This is a genomic window from Haemophilus parainfluenzae (assembly GCF_900638025.1).
Classification (GTDB): Bacteria; Pseudomonadota; Gammaproteobacteria; order Enterobacterales; family Pasteurellaceae; genus Haemophilus_D; species Haemophilus_D parainfluenzae_J.
The window spans coordinates 1,807,262-1,826,567 of record NZ_LR134481.1; the positions used below are offsets into that span (position 1 = coordinate 1,807,262).

The following is a 19,306-nucleotide window of genomic DNA, read 5'->3' on the forward strand; positions in this document are numbered from 1 at the left end:
TCCCTGCCCCACATTCCAAAATTCGCATTATAGGATTGGCATTAGAGTTCCCCTCTATTTAACTTACCGTAAAACTCACAACCATCCTGCTCTCGATTATCACAAGCCTTACCAAGCCATTCTTTGGCGAGTGTTCTATCTTTCTGAATACCTTGTCCCAAAAGATACGACAGACCTAACTTAAGCTGGCCATCAGCACTACCATTTTCTGCTGCTTTCTTAAACCACTTCACGGCTTCGGCATAATCTTGTCTTACGCCACGCCCTGCACGATAAACCGAACCTAAATTAGCCTGAGCATCTGCATTCCCCTGCTCAGCCGCTTTGCTAAACCACTTCACTGCTTCAAAATCATTTTGTTTGACGCCTTGTCCGTTTGTATACATCAAACCCAAACTAGATTGAGCAGCGGCTTCCCCCTGATCCGCCGCTTTGCGATACCATTTCACTGCTTCAAAATCATCTTGTTTAACACCGCGCCCATCGGCATACATATTGCCCAAATAAAATTGAGCCTTTGCATTCCCCTGCTCTGCCGCTTTGCGAGACCACTTCACCGCTTCAAAATCATCCTGTTTGATGCCTCGTCCTTTGTCATACATCCAGCCCAAATTAAATTGAGCGTTTGCATCCCCCTGCTCCGCCGCTTTGCGATACCACTTCACAGCTTCAAAATCATCTTGTTTTACGCCTTGTCCCTCAAAATACATCACGCCCACCCAAAATTGACTCGTTGCATTTCCCTGCTCCGCCAGAGGTAACCAAAGTTTAAAGGCTGTTTGATAGTCCCCCCTCGTAGTGGCTTCAAAACCTTGTTGGAATTGCTGCTTGGGCGTATCTGCCCAAGCAGTAGAATGAAAAGAAGCAAGTGAAAAGCCAAGAATAGCAGTAGTAATAAGTGTTTTTGATAATTTCATAAAATCGTCCATTTATTAATCAATAATTGAAATAACCAAACATTTTTTGTTTAGCAAGATGTTTTGTTGTACTCTCTGTAAAGAGAGTACAACACCCAGTATACTGGGTGTAAAATGATTAAAAATTAGACTATTTAGTTAGGGAGGAATTAGGGGGTATTAAGACTGAAAAAAGTGAGCCATCTTGCTCACTTTCTGCTATTAAATACGCGCGACATCAAACTTCGCTAAATCAATTTCATCTTCTGTGCCATAAAATACCACTAACGCCTTGCGTAACGTTTCAGCTCGTTTTGGTAAACCTTTTTCCGCATAGATTTTCACTTGTTCATACACGGCTTGTTTAAAAGGTTGTGTATCGCCTGGATTGCCATTCAAATTATCCGCACTGGCAAAATAACGGAAACCTGCCGCTGTTGCTAAAATCCACTCTAATGCTTGAGGCTTCACTTCCACCTTTTCAAAATCACGCTGACGTTCTTCAGAACGGCCATCCGGCTCATACCAATAGCCAAAATCTTCTAATTTACGGCGTTCTTTCCCCGCCACTAACCAATGGGCAATTTCATGTAATGCACTGCTGTAAAAGCCTCTCGCAAAGTAAATGGCGTTATAAGGCACCTCATCATTTGCAGGAATGTAAATCGGCTCATCCCCACCTTTAACCAATCGCGTATTATATTCTTCTTCAAAACATTGATTAAAAATCGCAATGATATCCTCAAGTTTATGTTCCATGCTTTCTCCAAATATTTTTATAAATAAAGCCTCTTAAAAGGTTTGAGAATTATCTCATTTTTCATGTCTTTCACAAAATCTTGGTTAAATAAAAAACGTCTGAAATTAACGTTTCAGATTTTTTTCATCATAAAGTGCGGTCAAATTTTTAGGTGTTTTTAAACCTATCTTTAAGCCCCATCTATTTAATATCCCCCTTGGGCGCATGCCCGAAATACCGTTTGTATTCACGGCTGAATTGGCTAGGTGATTCGTAGCCGACTTGGTAAGCGGCTTCGGTAATACCTCGTCCTTCTTGTGCGATCAATCGTCTGGCTTCCATCAAACGTAAGGATTTTTGGTATTGCAGCGGTGAAAGGCTGGTTATCTTCTTAAAATGACTATGAAAGCCAGATAGCGACATACCACATAGATTTGCCAAGGTTTCCACGGTGATGGTTTCACTAAAATGTTGTTGCAGATAGTAGGTGGCTTGGGCGATTTTTTTGGTATTCGATCCATTGCTTACCATGGCTTTAAATTTGCCACCTTGTTCGCCTGTAAGGAGTCGATAATATATTTCTTGTTGGATAAGCGGTGCAAGAAACCCAATATCTTTTGGATTTTCGTGCAAGAGTAATAAGCGTTCAACAGCATTTTTGAGAGATTCATCCAAATGCCATTGTGCAAAACCTTCGTCGCCCTGTTGAACATCATCTGCAAGGTTTGGATTTGCTAATAAAATCTTGCTAACGCTTTCAATATCAATTTTCATCGACATCACTAAAAACGGCTTTTTCGGCTCGGCATATTTAATTTCGCCACGCATCGGTATGTTTACTGGGCAAAACATAAAATGTTGATTATCAAATCGGTAGCATTGTTCGCCTAGCTGCACTTCACGTTCTCCGCTTAACACGATGCAAATGCTCGGCTCTTGAATAATACCTTCGTAACAAAATGGTTGATCTGAATGGCGAAGAAATAAGCCTTTAATCGATGATGAATAGAGTTCGTTATGTGGAATAACCTTTAATAATCGTTCTATCATTTCAGTTGAGAACATAATTTTGTAGGAATAGGCAAGTAATTTGGATAAATCATATAACACTTAATATTGCCGTTCAATATAATGAACTCACTTTTAACGGCGGTACGCCAAACCATATTAATCAACATTAAATGAGGAAAACATTATGAAAATTTTCTACAAAACATCAGCAACAGCAACCGGCGGACGTGATGGTCGTACCCAAGTGGACGACGGTTCAATCAGCTTTGATTTGGTTTCATTTCAAAATGACGGCACCGGAGCTGATGAAAAACACCAACGCGCCGAGTATGGCAAGCACCGCCGCACCGACGAAAAACGGCCGCATGGGGTGGGTAAAAAACTTATTCATGGTTTGGCTTAATTCTGCATGAAGATGCTTTCGGATATGGATTTATTGGGCGGACAGGGTTGTATCTTGTATTGAAGAAGCAAGCCGAAGGTTTGTCAGATACTCAAATGCCCGTATCATTCATATTATTGATATTATTGTTTGAATTGTATTATTTTCAATAATAATAAATAACCCTAAACCAATATAAATAACAGCCATTATCCAACGACTAAACTTCTCTACAATTTCACCAACACCTGAAATATTAGCCAATCTTTGTGCTGTATATACTAAAACAAAAATCAATATTAAAAATACAAGAAGAGTAACTAATAAGTCGACAAGATCTAAAGTCACAAAGTAAGGAACAAAAAGTCCAATATTATCTGCACCACAACTAGCAACTGTAACCAAAGCAACAATACCGACTAATTTTGACAACCCTTTTTCATCCAATTCTTTTTTAGCTCTTTTTTCGCCCTCACAATCGTCGTAAATAGCAACTTTAATACCTAAGTAAATCGGTATTAAACCTAATAAACCCAACACCCATTTTTCCGGAACATAATTCAAAACAAAAGCTAGAAATAAACTAACTAATATTAAAATTACAGAACCTAAATATTGTCCGATATAAATATCTCGATATTCTTTTCTAGTATTTGCTCTAGCAAAAAATATTAATAGTATTACCAACAAATCTACTGCTGTAGCAATATATAAAACAGCAGCAGTAATCACAGTCGAAAACATAAAGCACCTCATAATAAATCCCCTGAAACTCTCTTGCCACCACGGCTTCTTCAAAAGCCCAATCGCGTTCGGACAGCGGCGTAGACAGGGTAATCACGTTTTGCACGTTCATGCCCTTAGTGGAAAGCAGCATGATTTCATGGCTCAGGCGTGCGGCTTCGAAGCGGTCGTGCGTTACCAGCATACACGCCATGTCCTGCCGCTCGATTTTTTCCACCAGCATGGCGACCAAAATATCGCGCAAATCGCGGTCCAAACCGACGAACGGCTCGTCCAGCAAGGCAAGGTCGCAGCCGCACAGCAACAGGCGCAAAAATGCTACCCGTTTCGCCATGCCGCCGGACAATTCGGTCGGATATTTGTTCAAATCGCCAGCAGTCAGCCCGACTTTCGCCGCCAGCGCGATGATTTCGCCTTCATCGGGTTTGTCCATAAAAATAGCGATATTCTGCATCGCGGTCAAGTTTTCCAGCAGGCGGTTTTCCTGAAACAGAAAACCCGTTTTTCGGAAAGTATTGCGTATCGTGCCCGATTTCGGCGTTTCCAAGCCCGCAATCAAACGCAAAACCGTCGTCTTTCCACAGCCGCTCGGCCCGAATGTTGATTATCAAATCGGTAGCATTGTTCGCCTAGCTGCACTTCACGTTCTCCGCTTAACACGATGCAAATGCTCGGCTCTTGAATAATACCTTCGTAACAAAATGGTTGATCTGAATGGCGAAGAAATAAGCCTTTAATCGGTGATGAATAGAGTTCGTTATGTGGAATAACTTTTAATAAGCGTTCTATCGTTTCATTTGAGAACATAATTTTGTAGGAATAGGCAAGTAATTTGGATAAATCATATAACACTTCATATTGCCGTTCAATATAATAAACTCACTTTCAACGGCGGTACGCCAAAACATATTAACTAACATTAAATGAGGAAAACATTATGAAAATTTTCTACAAAACATCAGCAACAGCAACCGGCGGACGTGATGGTCGTACCCAAGTAGACGACGGTTCAATTGGCTTTGATTTGGTTTCATTCCAAAACGAAAGCGGTAAGCACGGTACAAACCCCGAGCAGCTTTTCGCTATGGGTTACGCTGCCTGCTTTGATAGCGCGATGAACCATGTAGCACCGACACTCGGCTTGAAACCGACGAAATCTTCCACTACTGTCGGTGTAGGTATCGGTCAAAAAGCCGATGGTGCATTTGGCTTAGATTTAGATATCATGATTACCGTAGCAGGTTTGACTGAAGATGAGGCGCGCAAATTGATTACTCGTGCTCATGAAGTTTGCCCTTACTCTAACGCTACTCGTGGCAATGTCGATGTACGCTTACATGTGAATGTTATTCAATCGTTTGATTTGTAATAAAAATTAGCATAATAATTAATTTCGAAATAAAAGCCATCTGAAATTTCAGACGGCTTTTTTATAACAAAGTGCGGTCAAATTTTTAGGTGTTTTGCAAATCTCCATCAAAACTTGACCGCTTGTTTTTAAAACTTCACCGTTTCACCATCTTCTGGAATTGCTACATTTTCAAGCTTGTTTGCTTGGACAAATTGGCGTAAATCCTTACGGTACACAGACATATGATTTACTGCATCCATGTGCACCGTGATAAGTTTTGTATTTGGTAGCATGTTACGAGCATGAGCAACATCTTGTAACCCCATAATAATGCCGTCATTCGGAAAAGCTAAGGTACGCGCATCACCAGTGTTCATAATCATTACATCAGGTTTATAACGATTAATAGCTTTGTTTACTTCAGCAGTCCAAATTGTGTCACCAACCAAGTAAACCGTTGGATGGTCTTTCGCTTGGAATGTTACGCCCATCGCCTCATCTAAAATCTCAGCTAATTGTGGTACAGCGTACATTTCCGTTATGCCGTGAGAACCGCCGGTTTTATTTAAAATAATACCTTCAAACTCCACCGATTTTTCCAACGATAAACTGGTTATATTAGTAAAACCTTGCGCTTTGAGTAGGTCGCCATCCCGTTCATGTTGCACAAAAATTTTAATGGATTTAGGTAAAATTTTTTGTGCAACCTTATCCCAATGATCTTCATGTGTATGAGTCAAAATAATGGCATCAACATCTTTGAAAGTATCTTCTGCTTTCATCGGCAATTCCACAAGTGGATTACGCAAATGGCTATTTAATGTTCCTTCAAAGCCTGCATAACGTCCTTTTTCAGCAAGCATCGGATCAATTAAAAAAGTTTTCCCTGTGTAGTTCAGACGACCAGTAGCATTGCGGATATGTTGGTAGCTATCAGTGTTTTTAGAGGCAAGATCTACAGCGAAAGTATTTGCGCTAATAGCCAATGCTGTAGTGCTAATTAAGGTTTTTAAGTTCATTGTTTTTCCCTTTCTATATACGTTATTGAATGAATAAACATATTATAGTGAGAACAAAATTGCGCAAAAATAGACAAAAAATCAATAAACGTAATAATCAGGTCATTTTTGTGCTATGCTCATATCAAATAGGAGAAATAAAATGAATACACCCACAGTTGCTTTGATTGTATATGAACAAATGATGCCTATTCATTTTGCGATGGCATATTCCGTTTTTTCTATGTCGGATTTAAACGGCAAGCCGTTATTTGACTGTAAAATCGTTAGCGATTCAGACAACCTGACAAACTCGCTATTTCACATACATTTAGATGGTGGTTTAGAATGGTTAGAGAATGCCGATATTGTTGTGATGACTGGATGGCATGATACTCAAGTGATGCCGAGTGAGACTTTATTAACAGCGTTACGGCAAGCGTATCAACGTGGTGTGACAGTGGTGGGGTTATGTTATGGCGCCTATGTGTTAGCGTGCAGTGGCCTACTTAATGGCAAAAAAGCAACCACACATTGGCTAGGAGATAGTGATTTTACTCATCGTTTTCCGCAGGTGAAATGGGATTTAAATCCTATTTATTTGGAACAAGATCGACTGATTACCTCAGCAGGAACAGCCGCTTCCATGGATTGTTGCCTTTCTATTGTTCGTAAATTATATGGTGTAAAAATTGCCAATCATATTGCCCGAATACTGGTTATCCCCCCTCATCGTGAAGGCGGACAAGCACAATTTATCGAACGCCCTATTTCTCGTTCCACACCTAATCATAATATCAATGCATTACTTGCTTATTTAAATGAAAATCTGACCGCACTTCATTCGACTGATAGCCTTGCCGAACGTTTGTCAATGAGCCGTAGCACTTTCACCAGACATTTTCGCAAAGCAACCGGAATGTCATTAAATCAATGGTTAATTGAAGCAAGGCTACAACGAGCAAGAGAGCTTTTGGAAAGCACAGATTTATCTATTACTGATATTGCAGAACAAAGTGGATTTCATAGCGATACCGCCTTGCGTCAGCATTTCTTGAAAAAACATAAGATTTCACCGAATCGCTGGCGTAAGCAGTTTCAAACTGAGGATGTTTAGATCTTTTTATTTTAAAGTGCGGTCAGATTTTTGGATGTTTTTGCAAATCTCCGTCAAAACTTGACCTCTTGTTTTATCTAAACTCAGTCTATTCCTCTTCCCGTTAGGAAATTTGATTAGATAAAAATAAAAAAGGTGAGCCAAAATGCTCACCTTCTAAACTCATATTTTGTAATTATCCGAACACTTTTTCCAAATGTGCTTGGTAGTCTGCTAAGTATTGTTCTACTTGTGGATTTTTAATCACATCGTTACATAGGAATGTCGGCAGACGGGTCAAGCCGATGAATTCGTTGAGTTTGTGGAAGTGCATGTATAACGCATCCACGCCTTTGCCTTCGAAGAAATCGCCTTCGCGGGTAAAGGCTTCAATCGGCGCATTCCACGTAAGCGAAAGCATATGTTTTTTGCCTTGCAACAAGCCACCTGTGCCGTAGCCTTCTGTCGGATTGACACGATGGCGACCATCACTGTGGTAAAGCTTGCCGTGTCCAGCGGTTAATACTTCGTCTATGTATTTTTTCACTGTCCAAGGTTCGTGCATCCACCAACCTGGCATCTGCCAAATCACGGCATCCATCCACAAGAATTTTTCAATTTCTGCTTCAACATCATAGCCGGCATCAATCACGGTTTCTTTTATATTGTGTCCAAGTGCGGTCAAAACTTCTTTCGCTTTTTTATGAAGCGTGTGGTTCAACTCGCCATGTGAATGGCCGAAATCTTTACCACCGTCTAATAATAAAATATTCATTTTTTCTCCTTTAGCTGATAATTTACCGATTACTAAGCACTTTACTAATGCAACAATTTAACCAATCAATAAGCGCCAACTATTAAACTTACTACTCAAGTTCGAGAGTTTGATAGAAGTTAAAAGCGTAATAAAAAAGCCTTGAAGTCATTATTTTCAAGGCTTTAAAGTCTCTCATAGGACTTGATAGGTTTATTTTGTGGTGGAGCTGGCGGGAGTTGAACCCGCGTCCGAAATTACTCTACCTTCAGTACTACACGTTTAGTCTCGTCTTTAATTTCACTTAAGCATGCGGACAGACACGCTAAACTTAAGCTAGTTTGATTCAATTTAGTGCTTCGATCCTCAAACAGCGGCTTCCACACGATCTCGTTTTGGTTTGACTCCGCTTTATCCCCGTCTTACGAGCGGAAGCTGGGGAGCGAAGGCTATGAGCAGGTTATTAAGCTGCTAAAGCGTATTGTTCGTCGTTTGCGACTATTTTTTTGCGGTTTATTTACGAGGCCTACCGCACCTCGACGTGCACCTTGGGCTTCGCTAATCCCGTCGAATCCAGAATCAGCCCCAAAATCGTTCGACAGTTTATCAAAAAATCTAAGAAAGGAAAAGAAGCTATTTATTAACCTGAGAAGTTAGAGTAAAATTTTGCCACTTTTTTATAAGGAATCGAATAATGAAAACATTAAAATCTCTGACCGCACTTTCATTAGGTGCATTATGTTTAGCATTTAACACGCAAGTTATTGCAAAAGAAGCAACACCAGCAAAAGCGACACAACAAGTGACCAAAGCCGATGACAAAATTGACCAATATCTTGCCATTAATGTTGGAAAACGTGAAATGGTTGTCGATGAAAAAGGCCAAGCATTAAGTGCATTTAAACATGAAATCACTAACATTGGGGAAAAGCCAATCCAAAATATTCAATGGGTTGGGGTGTATGTAAATAATCGCGAGGTTATCTACAGCCAAGATATGCAAATCAATTTGGAAAACCCATTACAACCAGGACAATCCCTAGATATTAATTTGCAGATTCCATTTGTACAGTTATCAGAGAATGCTCGCAAAGCCTTTATGAATCAACAAGAAAAAATTGACGTTTATACGATTGAACGTATTGTAAAATTCTCCGATAAAACTATCCTTTCTGATCGTTAATTCTTTTATCTAGCCCACGCAATGTGGGCTTTTAACAACTGTATACTTGAACAGTTATTTTCTTTTCGATATACTAAAAACACGCCTAATTTTGACCGCACTTCAACTATGAATTCCACCCGAAAAATTATTCACATTGATATGGATTGCTTTTATGCCTCTGTTGAAATCCGTGAAAATCCAACGCTACAGGGAAAACCTGTCGCGGTGGGGGGAAGTTCTCGACAACGTGGTGTACTCACTACCTGTAATTACGAAGCACGAAAATTTGGACTGCACAGTGCGATGCCTACGGCACAAGCTATCAAAAAATGCCCGAGTCTAATTTTAGTGCCAGTTAATATGCCGCTTTATAAACAGGTATCCGCACAAATTCATCAAATCTTTCAACGCTATACTTCTATTATTGAGCCACTTTCCTTAGATGAGGCTTATTTAGATGTTACGGATTGTACACAATGTTCAGGATCCGCCACTTGGATCGCACAAGAAATTCGCCAAGCCATTTTTGATGAATTAAAGCTGACTGCCTCTGCTGGTGTGGCTCCCCTTAAATTTCTTGCCAAAATTGCTTCCGATATGAATAAACCGAATGGGCAATTTGTGATTAAACCTCATGAAGTTGAGCAGTTTGTAAAAACGTTGCCATTGAAGAAAATCCCTGGTGTGGGGAAAGTCACCTCTGAACGTTTATTGAAAATGGGGCTAGAAACTTGCGAAGATGTGCAAAAACTCGACCAATCTATTTTATTAAATATCTTCGGTAAAATGGGTAAGCGAATTTGGGATTTTAGCCATGGCATTGATGACCGTGAAATTCAAGCGCATCGGGAGAGAAAATCTATCGGCGTAGAACGCACTTTATCCGAAAATGTTCGTCATCTCGAACAAGGCATAGCATTGTTAGATAATCTCTATACCGAACTTATTCGTCGCATTGAACGAAGCGCGCCGAATATCCCTTTAACCGCTTTTCGCAAAATTGGGGTGAAATTAAAATTTGAAGATTTTCAGGTGACAACCTTAGAAAAAACTGGCCTAACTTTATCGTTAAAAAGCTTTCAGCAATTACTGGAACAAATTTGGCAACGTAGCCATGGGAAATCCATTCGTCTCGTTGGATTACACGTGAATTTACCAGAAGAAAGCCATTTAGAACAAATGAGCTTGTGGTAAAACACAAAAGAAAATGACCGCACTTTTATTCATTCCATCCCGAGTTGGATAACTAAAAAACAAAAGTGCAGTCATTTTTTGATGAACTTGTTGAGTTGGTCGATAAGCCGAGTTCTGTCGTGGACAATCATTCCTCTAGGCGACAAATTACTCTGCCGCTCAAGCAACCTACCCGAACTCTGGACGGGCCATCCATTGAGTTCCTATTTGGTCTTGCTACGAGTGGAGTTTACCTTGCTGCACGTTGTTACCAACGGCACGGTGTGCTCTTACCACACCCTTTCACCCTTACCGTTTTCACGGCGGTCTGCTCTCTGTTGCACTGGTCGTCGGCTCACGCCGCCCGGACGTTATCCGGCACTCTGCCCTTTGTAGCTCGGACTTTCCTCTCGTTTACTTGTCCCACTAGGTCGTGCGAACACGGTTAAGGGCTTCAATAAACCAGCGATTGTCTAACCAACTCGCGGCGTAGTATAGGGGGAATTCAAAGAGCGGTCAAATTTTCATTCTTATTTTTAATAACTTCCGTTAAAATAGCCCTACAAAACACGGTTATTTTCAACCGCACTTTTATCATAAGGATTTCCTATGAATTATTTACAAATCGCACAAGAAACCCTTTCCGTTGAAAGCCAAGCGCTCGCTCAACTAAGCCAACGTTTGGATGATGCGTTTTCTCAAGTTGTCGATCTTATCCTTACTTGCGAAGGTCGTTTAGTCATCGGTGGTATTGGTAAATCAGGGCTAATCGGTAAAAAAATGGTCGCGACTTTTGCCTCAACGGGTACTCCAAGTTTCTTCCTGCACCCTACCGAAGCCTTTCATGGCGATTTAGGTATGTTAAAACCCATCGACATCGTGATGCTGATTTCTTATAGCGGTGAAACCGATGATGTAAATAAACTCATTCCAAGTTTGAAAAACTTTGGTAATAAAATTATTGCTTTAACCAGCAATAAAAACTCTACGCTTGCTCGCCATGCGGATTATGTTTTAGATATCACGGTAGAGCGTGAAGTCTGCCCAAACAATCTCGCACCAACCACTTCTGCGTTAGTCACGTTAGCCTTAGGCGATGCTCTTGCGGTTTCATTGATTACTGCGCGTCATTTCCAACCAGCTGATTTTGCGAAATTCCATCCGGGTGGCAGCCTTGGTCGTCGTTTGTTATGCAAAGTAAAAGATCAAATGCAAACTCGCCTACCGATTACCACACCAGATACCAGCTTCACTGATTGCTTAACTATTATGAATGAAGGTCGTATGGGTGTGGCATTAGTCATGAAAAACCAACAACTTAAAGGTATTATTACCGATGGTGATGTGCGCCGAGCATTAACGGCTAACGGTGCTGACACACTTAATAAAACCGCGAAAGAATTGATGACCTCGTCACCAAAAACTATTCATGAAAATGAATTCTTAGCGAAAGCGGAAGACTTGATGAAAGAGAAGAAAATTCACTCTCTTGTTGTGGTCAATGATGAAAATAATGTTGTGGGCTTAGTGGAGTTCTCAAGCTAATGATTAACGAAAAATTAAAGAAAATTAAATTGGTCATCACCGATGTCGATGGCGTATTAACTGACGGACTACTCCATTATGATGCAAATGGCGAAGCGATTAAAAGTTTCCATGTGCGCGATGGACTTGGTGTCAAAATGTTGATGGATGCAGGTATTCAAGTAGCCGTATTATCGGGCAGAGATTCGGCGATTCTGCGTAAGCGAATTAGTGATCTCAGAATTAAATTGTTCTTTTTAGGTAAGCTTGAAAAAGAAAGTGCTTGTTTGGATCTTATGAAACAAGCAGGTGTTACCGCGGAGCAAACGGCCTATATTGGTGATGACAGCGTCGATCTCCCCGCTTTTGCTACCTGTGGCCTTTCTTTTGCCGTGGCAGATTCTGCACCTTATGTGCAAAATGCCGTGGATTATGTGCTTGCACTTGGAGGCGGGAAAGGCGCTTTCCGAGAAATGTCCGATATGATTTTACATGCTCAGGGCAAAGATGAAGTCTATACTTCAGCCAAAGGCTTTTTAAAATCAGTCAAAAATATGGGTCAATAGCACTCCTCAAAACACCTAAAAAAATAACCGCACTTTGATGATTCAAAAGTGCGGTTATTTCTTTTTATGTTTTATTGATTTGCCGGTAAAGCACCTGAATTCCAAGTTGGCGCTTCAGCTGGTTTCTTCACTTGTAACATAAAGCGCTGATTTGCCGTTGCTTGTGGTTGAACGATCGTACCCGATGGAGTCGAGAACGAAATACCACCTTTCAACAATTGTTGTACACTACCGGTATTAAATTCAGCCCCTTTCCAACCAAGGTTGAAATCATAACCCGATGAAACCCAGAATTCTGAATTTTTACGTACCAAATGTTGATACTTCGGTGTAATCGCAATATGTACCAACACACGATCGCCTAAAGAATTTAATTCAAACTTACGAACGGTTCCCACTTCAACACCGCGATAAAGCACTGGTGAGCCTTCCGTTAAATTCATCGCATCACTGGTTTCCAAAATAAATGGCACGCCATTGCTGTATTTATTTCGAGGTTGTGCAGTTTGCGCTAAATTAAACTGTGTTTTTGGTTGACCTTTGCCTAATTCAATATCAATGTAAGGCTGTAAAAGGCTATCTAAGTTTTCAATTCCACCCGCTGAGATTTGTGGGGAAATCACTTTAAATACCGTCCCCTCTTTTGCAATCATCCCCATATAACTTGGGTTAATTAATGCTTTCGCTGTGATACGGTTTGTCTTTTGATCAAGAGCAATCTGCTCGACCTCACCCACATTCATACCAAGATAACGTAAGCTCATTCCTTTACTTAAAGCCGTTGCATCATCTGTGAGTAACGTAATCACTTGCCCTGCTGATTTTGCTCGCAATTCACTTGGATAAAGCGTTTTATTTTTACCTGAACCTGTATTATCAAAGCTTATTGCACCTTTTAATGATCGCGCAACCGGTGATGCCTGGATACTAATACCTTTTGGCGTAATATCAATTTGTGCTGCACTTTCTACCCAGAATACACTTTTATCTGTCAGAAGATGTTGATAAGCCGGATAAATATACACATCAATATCAAAGTTATTGGCTTTCGGTCTTACGTTAATAATTTTACCCACTTCAAACTGACGATAAAGCACGATTGAACCTTTACTAATACTTGGTAAATTAGTCGAATGTAATACTATAGTTGGATTTACCAAATTACCCGTAATGCCCGTTTCTGCACTACTAATATCTTTATAAAGTGGATAGCTTGAATGTGGGGCACCACTTCCTTTTTTGGGTAATACTCTCACCCCACCTTGTAGCCATTTTGATGGCGTTGCTGATTCAAAACGTAATCCGTCGATACCAAAACTGACATCAAAATTAGAGGCTGCCACAAATTGAGTATTTTCATGAATAAGATTGCGGTATTCCGCCGCAATTGCCGCTTCAAATTTCACACCATCAACATTTAAGTGCTGCTTCACAATTTGACCAATGGCAATATTGTTATAAAACACCGATTGCCCTTCAGTAATACCATAAGTTTCTGGTGCGGTTAAAGTTAAGACTAAAGTATTCGGTGCTTTGAGCAATAACTCATATTCTCGAATCACATCAAATTGCGTTTTGCTTTCTCCACTACCCGGAATAATTTCAAAATAATCTCCACGGAAGAATTTTTTCGGATTAGCCACATCACCCAAATCTAACTTACGATTTTTTAACACAATACGTGTATTTGTTTTTAACAGGCTAGCTTGACTTGGATCAATTAATAATGTGCCTTTTAAAATTTCTTCATTATTTTCAACCGCACTTAAAGATGAAAGAATACCTACCGGTTCATTACCATAATAAACCGAAGTCTGCTCTGCCTGTAAACCCGCTGTGACCGGAATTGTTATACTTACTTCAATCCCTCGTTTGGCTGCTTGTAAATTAGAGTAAAGCTTGTAATTACTGTCTGTAACGGCCTGTGTGCTATCTGCTGGCGAGTCAAATGATACCGCACCTTGCACCACAGAATTTAAACTTTCTATTGCCACATGCATCCCTGATGAATTAATGTTTGCGTTAATACCACTAATATTCCAAAAACGTGAATCTTTCTTCACAAAATGTGCAAAAGATTTATCAATTACCACATCAATTTCTACTTTATTCTCTTTATTGAAGCGGTAATCATAAATTTTCCCGACCGGCATTTTTTTGAAATACACGGAAGCGCCAATCGAAATTGAGCCTAAATCATCTGAAATTAAATGAATGAGCAAATCGCCAGGATTGACTTGTGCAATAGGGCCTTGCTCTTCAGCAATAAATTCATCTTCTGAATCGCCATCACCCGGTTGAAGCGTAATGTAATTTCCTGACACTAAAGAGTCTAAACCCGAAATCCCCGCAAGCGATACACTCGGTTGGACAAGCCAGAATTTGGTATTTTCCTTTAACACATCGGTGGCTTCAGAATAAACGTTAGCCTCAACTTTCACTTTTTGCATGTTGTCGGTAAAGTTAACCTTCTTCACAACACCGATTTGCAAACCCTGGTAACGTATAGGCGTTTTATCTGCAACGAGCCCTGCGCCATTGGAAAACGTGATCGTAATAGTCTTCCCTCGTTCTTGCACAATTTGGAAAAATAAAATGGCACCAATACATAATGCAATAAAAGGCAACAACCAAAACGGTGAGATGCGTTTATTCTTGCGTAATAACGCTTCTACATTGTTATATTGCTCATCAATAGATTGAGATTCTGGTTTATTGTTTTCTGTCATAAATTTTCCAAATTAATCGACTATCAAACTGAGAAGTTGAAATCATAGTTAAAAACACAGCTGCGCCAAAATAAAATGCGGCAGGGCCTACAGTAAAATTAATAATCTGTCCGCGTGTTACTAGAGACATCATCAAAGCTAACACAAAAAGATCCAACATTGACCAACGTCCTACAAAATGAACAATATGTAATAACCGCATTTGCCATTTGATCGAATGTCGCCATTTAAAATGTACACTCGCAAGCAAATATACCATAATGAGAATTTTACTTATTGGAACAAAAACACTGGCGAAGAATACCACGAAGGCAACAAAATAGCTGCCCATACTAACAAAGGAAATAACACCAGACATTAAAGTATCTTCTGATAGACTACCGGTTAAATAAACACCTGATATAGGAAGTAAGTTTGCGGGAAAAAGCATGATAACCCCTGAGACTAATGTTGCCCAAACTCGCTGTAACTTAATACTATCGGGTATATCAATAACTGATTCACAACGAGGACAAATCGCACGATGACGATGATCATATTCTTGATCTTCTTTTAAAAAAGTGTAATCACAAGCTGTACAAAGTTCTAACGGCTTATCACTTTGAGTAACGGGTTTCTGCTCGGGATAAAAATCATGCCATAAGTCATCTAAATTAATTTTAATAAACAATAAAGTGGTTAAAAGTGCAGTAAAAACAAAAGCAATTAAATATACATCTACTTCTAACGTGGCATATTCGCGCACTTTAAACATAGTAACAGCGAGTGCAACTAAATACACGTCAAACATGACCCAAGGCTTAATATAACCCAAAAATAATAAGACATTACGAGGCTTAATTTTGAGTAATTTAGAAAGCTGCAACATAATGACTAAAATCGCAAAAGATACAGGCATTAAAACAGCACAGATAAAAATCATAAATGCAGTATAGGAATATCCCTCTACTGCCATTTTCCAAATCCCTTTCCAAACAGAAGCATCAATTTTAGTACCCAGTAAATCTAAGCTCAATAAAGGATAACCTAAAGCAAATGGCATTAAAATTAAGATAGAAAGGGCGATTAATGAACAACGTTTAAGAGACCAACGACTTCCCGATTGCAATTTATGATGGCAACGCGGACATTGCGCATACTCACCTTCTTGCGGACGACAAACAGACACCGTTGCATCACATCCGATACAACGCACGAGTTTATAAGTGGCATGAGAAAAATCAGGTGTTTTTGTCATTATGTTTTGAGAAATTATAAAAGTGGACTATTTTAGCCTGAATTAAGGGAATTTGTGAAGTTATACATTTGAGCTAGAAACGGAATTATTCTGTCCAGACATTGTCAATTCTTATAAAAGTGCGGTAAACTGTGCAAGTTTTTATTTTTTATCCTAGGAAAACTCAGAAATGACAGATTCTCAAGTTGAAGCCCAAGTTGAAAATAGTGCTGAAGGCATTCAAAAATTAACTGATACAAAAGCGATCATTGCATATCTTGTGGAAAAATTCCCACTTTGCTTTATTGCAGAAGGTGAAGCTAAACCATTAAAAATTGGTCTTTTCCAAGATCTTGCTGAAGCATTAAAAGATGATGAACGTGTCAGCAAAACTCAATTACGTCAGGCTTTACGTCAATACACCTCTAACTGGCGCTATTTACACGGCTGTCGCGAAGGTGCTGAGCGTGTGGATTTATACGGCAATCCTGCAGGTGTCTTAGATGCAGAACATGTTTCTCATGCGGCTCAGCAATTAGCTGAGGCAAAGGCAAAATTTGCAGAAAAGCGCAAAGCAGAATTAGCAGCGAAAAAAACACAACAAAAACGCCCTGCTCGTAAACCAAATACAAATCAAACAACTCGCAAACCGAAAGCACCACAAGTGAAACTAAGTGCGGTTGATTTCACGACACTTTCTACTGGCAGTAAAGTTAAAGTAAAAGTTGGTGAGCAAGCAAAAAATGCGACCGTATTAAATGTGGAAAAAGATGGCGCACGCGTAGAACTTGAAAATGGTTTAGTGATGACAGTCACCGCAGATCGTTTATTTGCCTAATAATTTATTTCTTATCGGGATAAGGTTAAATGAAATTACATACAACCAAAAGTCTTATTGCGACAGCAATTTTAGGTGCGTTATTTCTTCATTCGTCTGACACATTTGCTGTGCAGCCGAAATTAAAGCAAAATGATATTACGATTCCTTCCGCAACTGATGCAAATCAGTTGGCAACAAAGCGTGCAACAACACGTTTAACCCAATCACATTATCGCAAATTCCAGCTTGATGACGCCTTTTCCGACAAGATTTTTGATCGTTACATTAAAAGCTTAGATTACAGCCATAACACCTTTTTAAAATCAGATATTGATGATTTACGTGCTAAATATGGTTCTAAATTAGATGATCAACTTAATGAGGGTGATCTTTCAGCTGCATTTGCGATTTACGATCTGATGATGAAGCGTCGCTATGAGCGTTATGCTTATGCACTATCCTTATTAGATAAAGAACCTGATTTAAAAGGTAATGATCAAATTGAGATCGACCGTGAAAAAGCACCTTTTCCAGCAAGCGAAGAAGATGCAAACAAGCTTTGGGAACAACGAGTCAAAAATGATGTAATCAGTCTGAAGTTAAAAGATAAAAAATGGCCTGAAATTAAAGAAAAACTGACTAAACGTTACAATTTAGCCATCCGTCGATTAACTCAAACCAAAGCGGATGACATTGTTCAGATTTATATTAATGCCTTTGCTCGAGAAATCGATCCGCATACAAGCTATCTTGCGCCACGTACCGCAAAAAGCTTTAATGAAAGTATGAACCTTTCTTTAGAAGGAATTGGTGCAACATTACAATCTGAAGATGACGAAACCAGCATCAAGTCTTTAGTGCCAGGTGCGCCTGCTGAACGCAGTAAAAAATTACAAGCGGGCGATAAAATCATTGGTGTAGGTCAAGAAAAAGGTGAAATCGAAGATATTATCGGTTGGCGTTTAGAAGATATCGTTGACAAAATCAAAGGTAAAAAAGGGACAAAAGTTCGTCTTGAAATTGAACCTGCAAAGGGTGGAAAAAGCCGTATTATCACTTTAGTACGCGATAAAGTCCGTATTGAAGATCAAGCAGCCAAACTCACTGTTTCTAAAGTTGAAGGTGAAACGATTGGCGTCATTAAAATCCCAAGTTTCTATATTGGTCTAACTGATGATGTGAAAAAATTATTAGTGGATGCTGAGAAGAAAAAAATTGGTGCCCTAATTGTGGATCTTCGTGAAAATGGCGGCGGTGCGTTAACGGAAGCCGTCGCATTGAGTGGTTTATTCATTACTGATGGTCCGGTGGTTCAAGTTCGTGATGCTTATCAACGTATTCGTGTACACGAAGATGACGATAATGCTCAGCAATACAAAGGGCCATTGCTGGTAATGATTAATCGTTTCAGTGCATCTGCCTCTGAAATTTTTGCTGCCGCAATGCAAGATTACAACCGTGGTATCATTATTGGGCAAAATACCTTTGGTAAAGGTACAGTACAACAAAGTCGTTCATTAAACTTTGTTTATGATTTAGATCAAACACCACTTGGTGTGTTGCAATATACTATCCAAAAATTCTACCGAATTAATGGTGGTTCAACCCAATTAAAAGGTGTGGCAGCAGATATCAATTTCCCTGAAATTATCGATGCAAAAGAAATTGGTGAAGAAAAAGAAGATAACGCATTGCCTTGGGATAAAATTCCTGCAGCGACTTATTCTGAAACCAATAAAGCGCGTAAAGATGTTGAACCATTAAATGAAAAACATCTTGAGCGTATTGCAAAAGATCCTGAGTTTATTGCGTTAAATGAAGATCTTAAAATCCGTGATGAACGTCGTGAGCGCAAATTCTTGTCATTGAATTTCCAAGAACGCAAAGCGGAAAATGACAAAGATGATGCAAGACGTTTAAAAGATCTCAATGATCGTTTTAAACGTGAAGGTAAAAAAGCATTAAAAGATATTGATGATTTACCGAAAGACTATGAAGCGCCAGATTTCTTCTTAAAAGAAGCGGAAAAAATGGCAGCTGATTTAGTGAAACTCAATGCTAATCAACAAAAAGTGGATGCTGAAATAAAACAAGAAGCGGCAAAAGCAACAAAATAACGATTATTTTGACCGCACTTTAGCA

Annotated in this window: 18 protein-coding genes, 2 other RNA genes and 1 pseudogene; 9 read left to right on the top strand and 12 right to left on the bottom strand. The window is 39.6% G+C overall.

Translation table 11 applies throughout. From position 1 onward, the window contains the following. Positions 1-41: 41 nt before the first annotated feature. From EL215_RS09010 to EL215_RS09020, 3 genes are all read right to left on the bottom strand, one after another. A complete protein-coding gene (locus tag EL215_RS09010) occupies positions 42-917 on the bottom strand; it encodes an SEL1-like repeat protein (protein ID WP_126471633.1) in 876 nt (291 codons plus the stop codon). A 201-nt stretch (positions 918-1,118) separates the two neighbouring features. Further along, positions 1,119-1,655: an elongation factor P hydroxylase gene (locus EL215_RS09015; protein ID WP_126471635.1), complete on the bottom strand. Its 537-nt coding sequence runs from the start codon at positions 1,653-1,655 to the stop codon at positions 1,119-1,121. Between the two features lie 181 nt (positions 1,656-1,836). Further along, the gene (locus tag EL215_RS09020; protein ID WP_126472056.1) at positions 1,837-2,700 is read right to left on the bottom strand and encodes an AraC family transcriptional regulator; all 864 of its coding nucleotides are present in this window, start codon (positions 2,698-2,700) and stop codon (positions 1,837-1,839) included. 130 nt (positions 2,701-2,830) lie between these two features. Here EL215_RS09020 and EL215_RS09025 point away from each other — a divergent pair, with 130 nt between their 5' ends. After that, entirely contained in the window at positions 2,831-3,049 is a 219-nt protein-coding gene (locus tag EL215_RS09025; RefSeq protein ID WP_126471637.1) for an OsmC family protein, read from the top strand. 108 nt (positions 3,050-3,157) lie between these two features. Here the strand turns inward: EL215_RS09025 and EL215_RS09030 are convergent, their stop codons facing one another. The 3 genes and pseudogenes from EL215_RS09030 to EL215_RS09040 form a co-directional block, all read right to left on the bottom strand. Continuing rightward, a complete protein-coding gene (locus tag EL215_RS09030; RefSeq protein ID WP_003766668.1) occupies positions 3,158-3,772 on the bottom strand; it encodes a CadD family cadmium resistance transporter in 615 nt (204 codons plus the stop codon). Further along, on the bottom strand, positions 3,687-4,337 hold the full coding sequence (locus EL215_RS09035; protein ID WP_126471639.1) for an ATP-binding cassette domain-containing protein: 651 nt from the start codon (positions 4,335-4,337) through the stop codon (positions 3,687-3,689). Before EL215_RS09035 ends, EL215_RS09030 begins: the two co-directional genes overlap by 86 nt. Positions 4,338-4,369: 32 nt before the next feature. Beyond that, positions 4,370-4,624, bottom strand: a pseudogene (locus EL215_RS09040) (AraC family transcriptional regulator N-terminal domain-containing protein); the annotation flags it as partial. An 85-nt stretch (positions 4,625-4,709) separates the two neighbouring features. On the opposite strand from EL215_RS09040, the gene EL215_RS09045 reads away from it, so the two are divergent. Continuing rightward, on the top strand, positions 4,710-5,141 hold the full coding sequence (locus tag EL215_RS09045) for an organic hydroperoxide resistance protein (RefSeq protein ID WP_126471641.1): 432 nt from the start codon (positions 4,710-4,712) through the stop codon (positions 5,139-5,141). Between the two features lie 128 nt (positions 5,142-5,269). Here the strand turns inward: EL215_RS09045 and EL215_RS09050 are convergent, their stop codons facing one another. After that, a complete protein-coding gene (locus EL215_RS09050) occupies positions 5,270-6,142 on the bottom strand; it encodes an MBL fold metallo-hydrolase (RefSeq protein WP_126471643.1) in 873 nt (290 codons plus the stop codon). Positions 6,143-6,284: 142 nt separating this feature from the next. On the opposite strand from EL215_RS09050, the gene EL215_RS09055 reads away from it, so the two are divergent. After that, positions 6,285-7,238 (top strand): GlxA family transcriptional regulator, encoded by a 954-nt coding sequence (locus EL215_RS09055; protein WP_126471645.1) that lies wholly within the window; start codon positions 6,285-6,287, stop codon positions 7,236-7,238. Between the two features lie 175 nt (positions 7,239-7,413). Here EL215_RS09055 and EL215_RS09060 read toward each other — a convergent pair whose 3' ends face one another. Beyond that, a complete protein-coding gene (locus EL215_RS09060) occupies positions 7,414-7,992 on the bottom strand; it encodes an NAD(P)H-dependent oxidoreductase (RefSeq protein ID WP_049356558.1) in 579 nt (192 codons plus the stop codon). A 200-nt stretch (positions 7,993-8,192) separates the two neighbouring features. Continuing rightward, positions 8,193-8,558, bottom strand: a transfer-messenger RNA (tmRNA) gene (ssrA, locus tag EL215_RS09065). A gap of 107 nt (positions 8,559-8,665) precedes the next feature. Here ssrA and EL215_RS09070 point away from each other — a divergent pair. After that, positions 8,666-9,154: a hypothetical protein gene (locus EL215_RS09070; RefSeq protein ID WP_049356557.1), complete on the top strand. Its 489-nt coding sequence runs from the start codon at positions 8,666-8,668 to the stop codon at positions 9,152-9,154. Positions 9,155-9,262: 108 nt separating this feature from the next. Beyond that, positions 9,263-10,330: a DNA polymerase IV gene (dinB, locus tag EL215_RS09075; protein WP_126471647.1), complete on the top strand. Its 1,068-nt coding sequence runs from the start codon at positions 9,263-9,265 to the stop codon at positions 10,328-10,330. Between the two features lie 87 nt (positions 10,331-10,417). Here the strand turns inward: dinB and rnpB are convergent. Further along, an RNA gene (gene rnpB / locus EL215_RS09080) (RNase P RNA component class A) lies at positions 10,418-10,794 on the bottom strand. Between the two features lie 124 nt (positions 10,795-10,918). On the opposite strand from rnpB, the gene EL215_RS09085 reads away from it, so the two are divergent. Both EL215_RS09085 and EL215_RS09090 read left to right on the top strand, forming a co-directional pair. After that, positions 10,919-11,854, top strand: a complete 936-nt coding sequence (locus EL215_RS09085) for a KpsF/GutQ family sugar isomerase (protein WP_126471648.1) — start codon at positions 10,919-10,921, stop codon at positions 11,852-11,854. Continuing rightward, positions 11,854-12,399: a KdsC family phosphatase gene (locus EL215_RS09090; protein ID WP_164757079.1), complete on the top strand. Its 546-nt coding sequence runs from the start codon at positions 11,854-11,856 to the stop codon at positions 12,397-12,399. The genes EL215_RS09085 and EL215_RS09090 overlap by 1 nt, the downstream gene beginning before the upstream one ends. A gap of 71 nt (positions 12,400-12,470) precedes the next feature. On the opposite strand, the gene EL215_RS09095 is transcribed toward EL215_RS09090, so the two are convergent. After that, positions 12,471-15,128 carry a PqiB family protein gene (locus tag EL215_RS09095; RefSeq protein ID WP_126471650.1) on the bottom strand — a complete coding sequence of 886 codons (2,658 nt, stop codon included), beginning with the start codon at positions 15,126-15,128 and terminating at the stop codon, positions 12,471-12,473. Then, positions 15,112-16,365, bottom strand: coding sequence for a PqiA/YebS family transporter subunit (locus tag EL215_RS09100; RefSeq protein ID WP_049356548.1), 1,254 nt, complete (start codon positions 16,363-16,365; stop codon positions 15,112-15,114). The genes EL215_RS09095 and EL215_RS09100 overlap by 17 nt, the downstream gene beginning before the upstream one ends. A gap of 169 nt (positions 16,366-16,534) precedes the next feature. Between EL215_RS09100 and proQ the strand changes: the two genes are divergently transcribed. Together proQ and prc are read left to right on the top strand one after the other, a co-directional pair. Then, a complete protein-coding gene (gene proQ, locus EL215_RS09105; protein WP_126471652.1) occupies positions 16,535-17,182 on the top strand; it encodes an RNA chaperone ProQ in 648 nt (215 codons plus the stop codon). Positions 17,183-17,211: 29 nt separating this feature from the next. Further along, positions 17,212-19,281 (top strand): carboxy terminal-processing peptidase, encoded by a 2,070-nt coding sequence (gene prc, locus EL215_RS09110; RefSeq protein ID WP_126471654.1) that lies wholly within the window; start codon positions 17,212-17,214, stop codon positions 19,279-19,281. Positions 19,282-19,306: the final 25 nt, after the last annotated feature.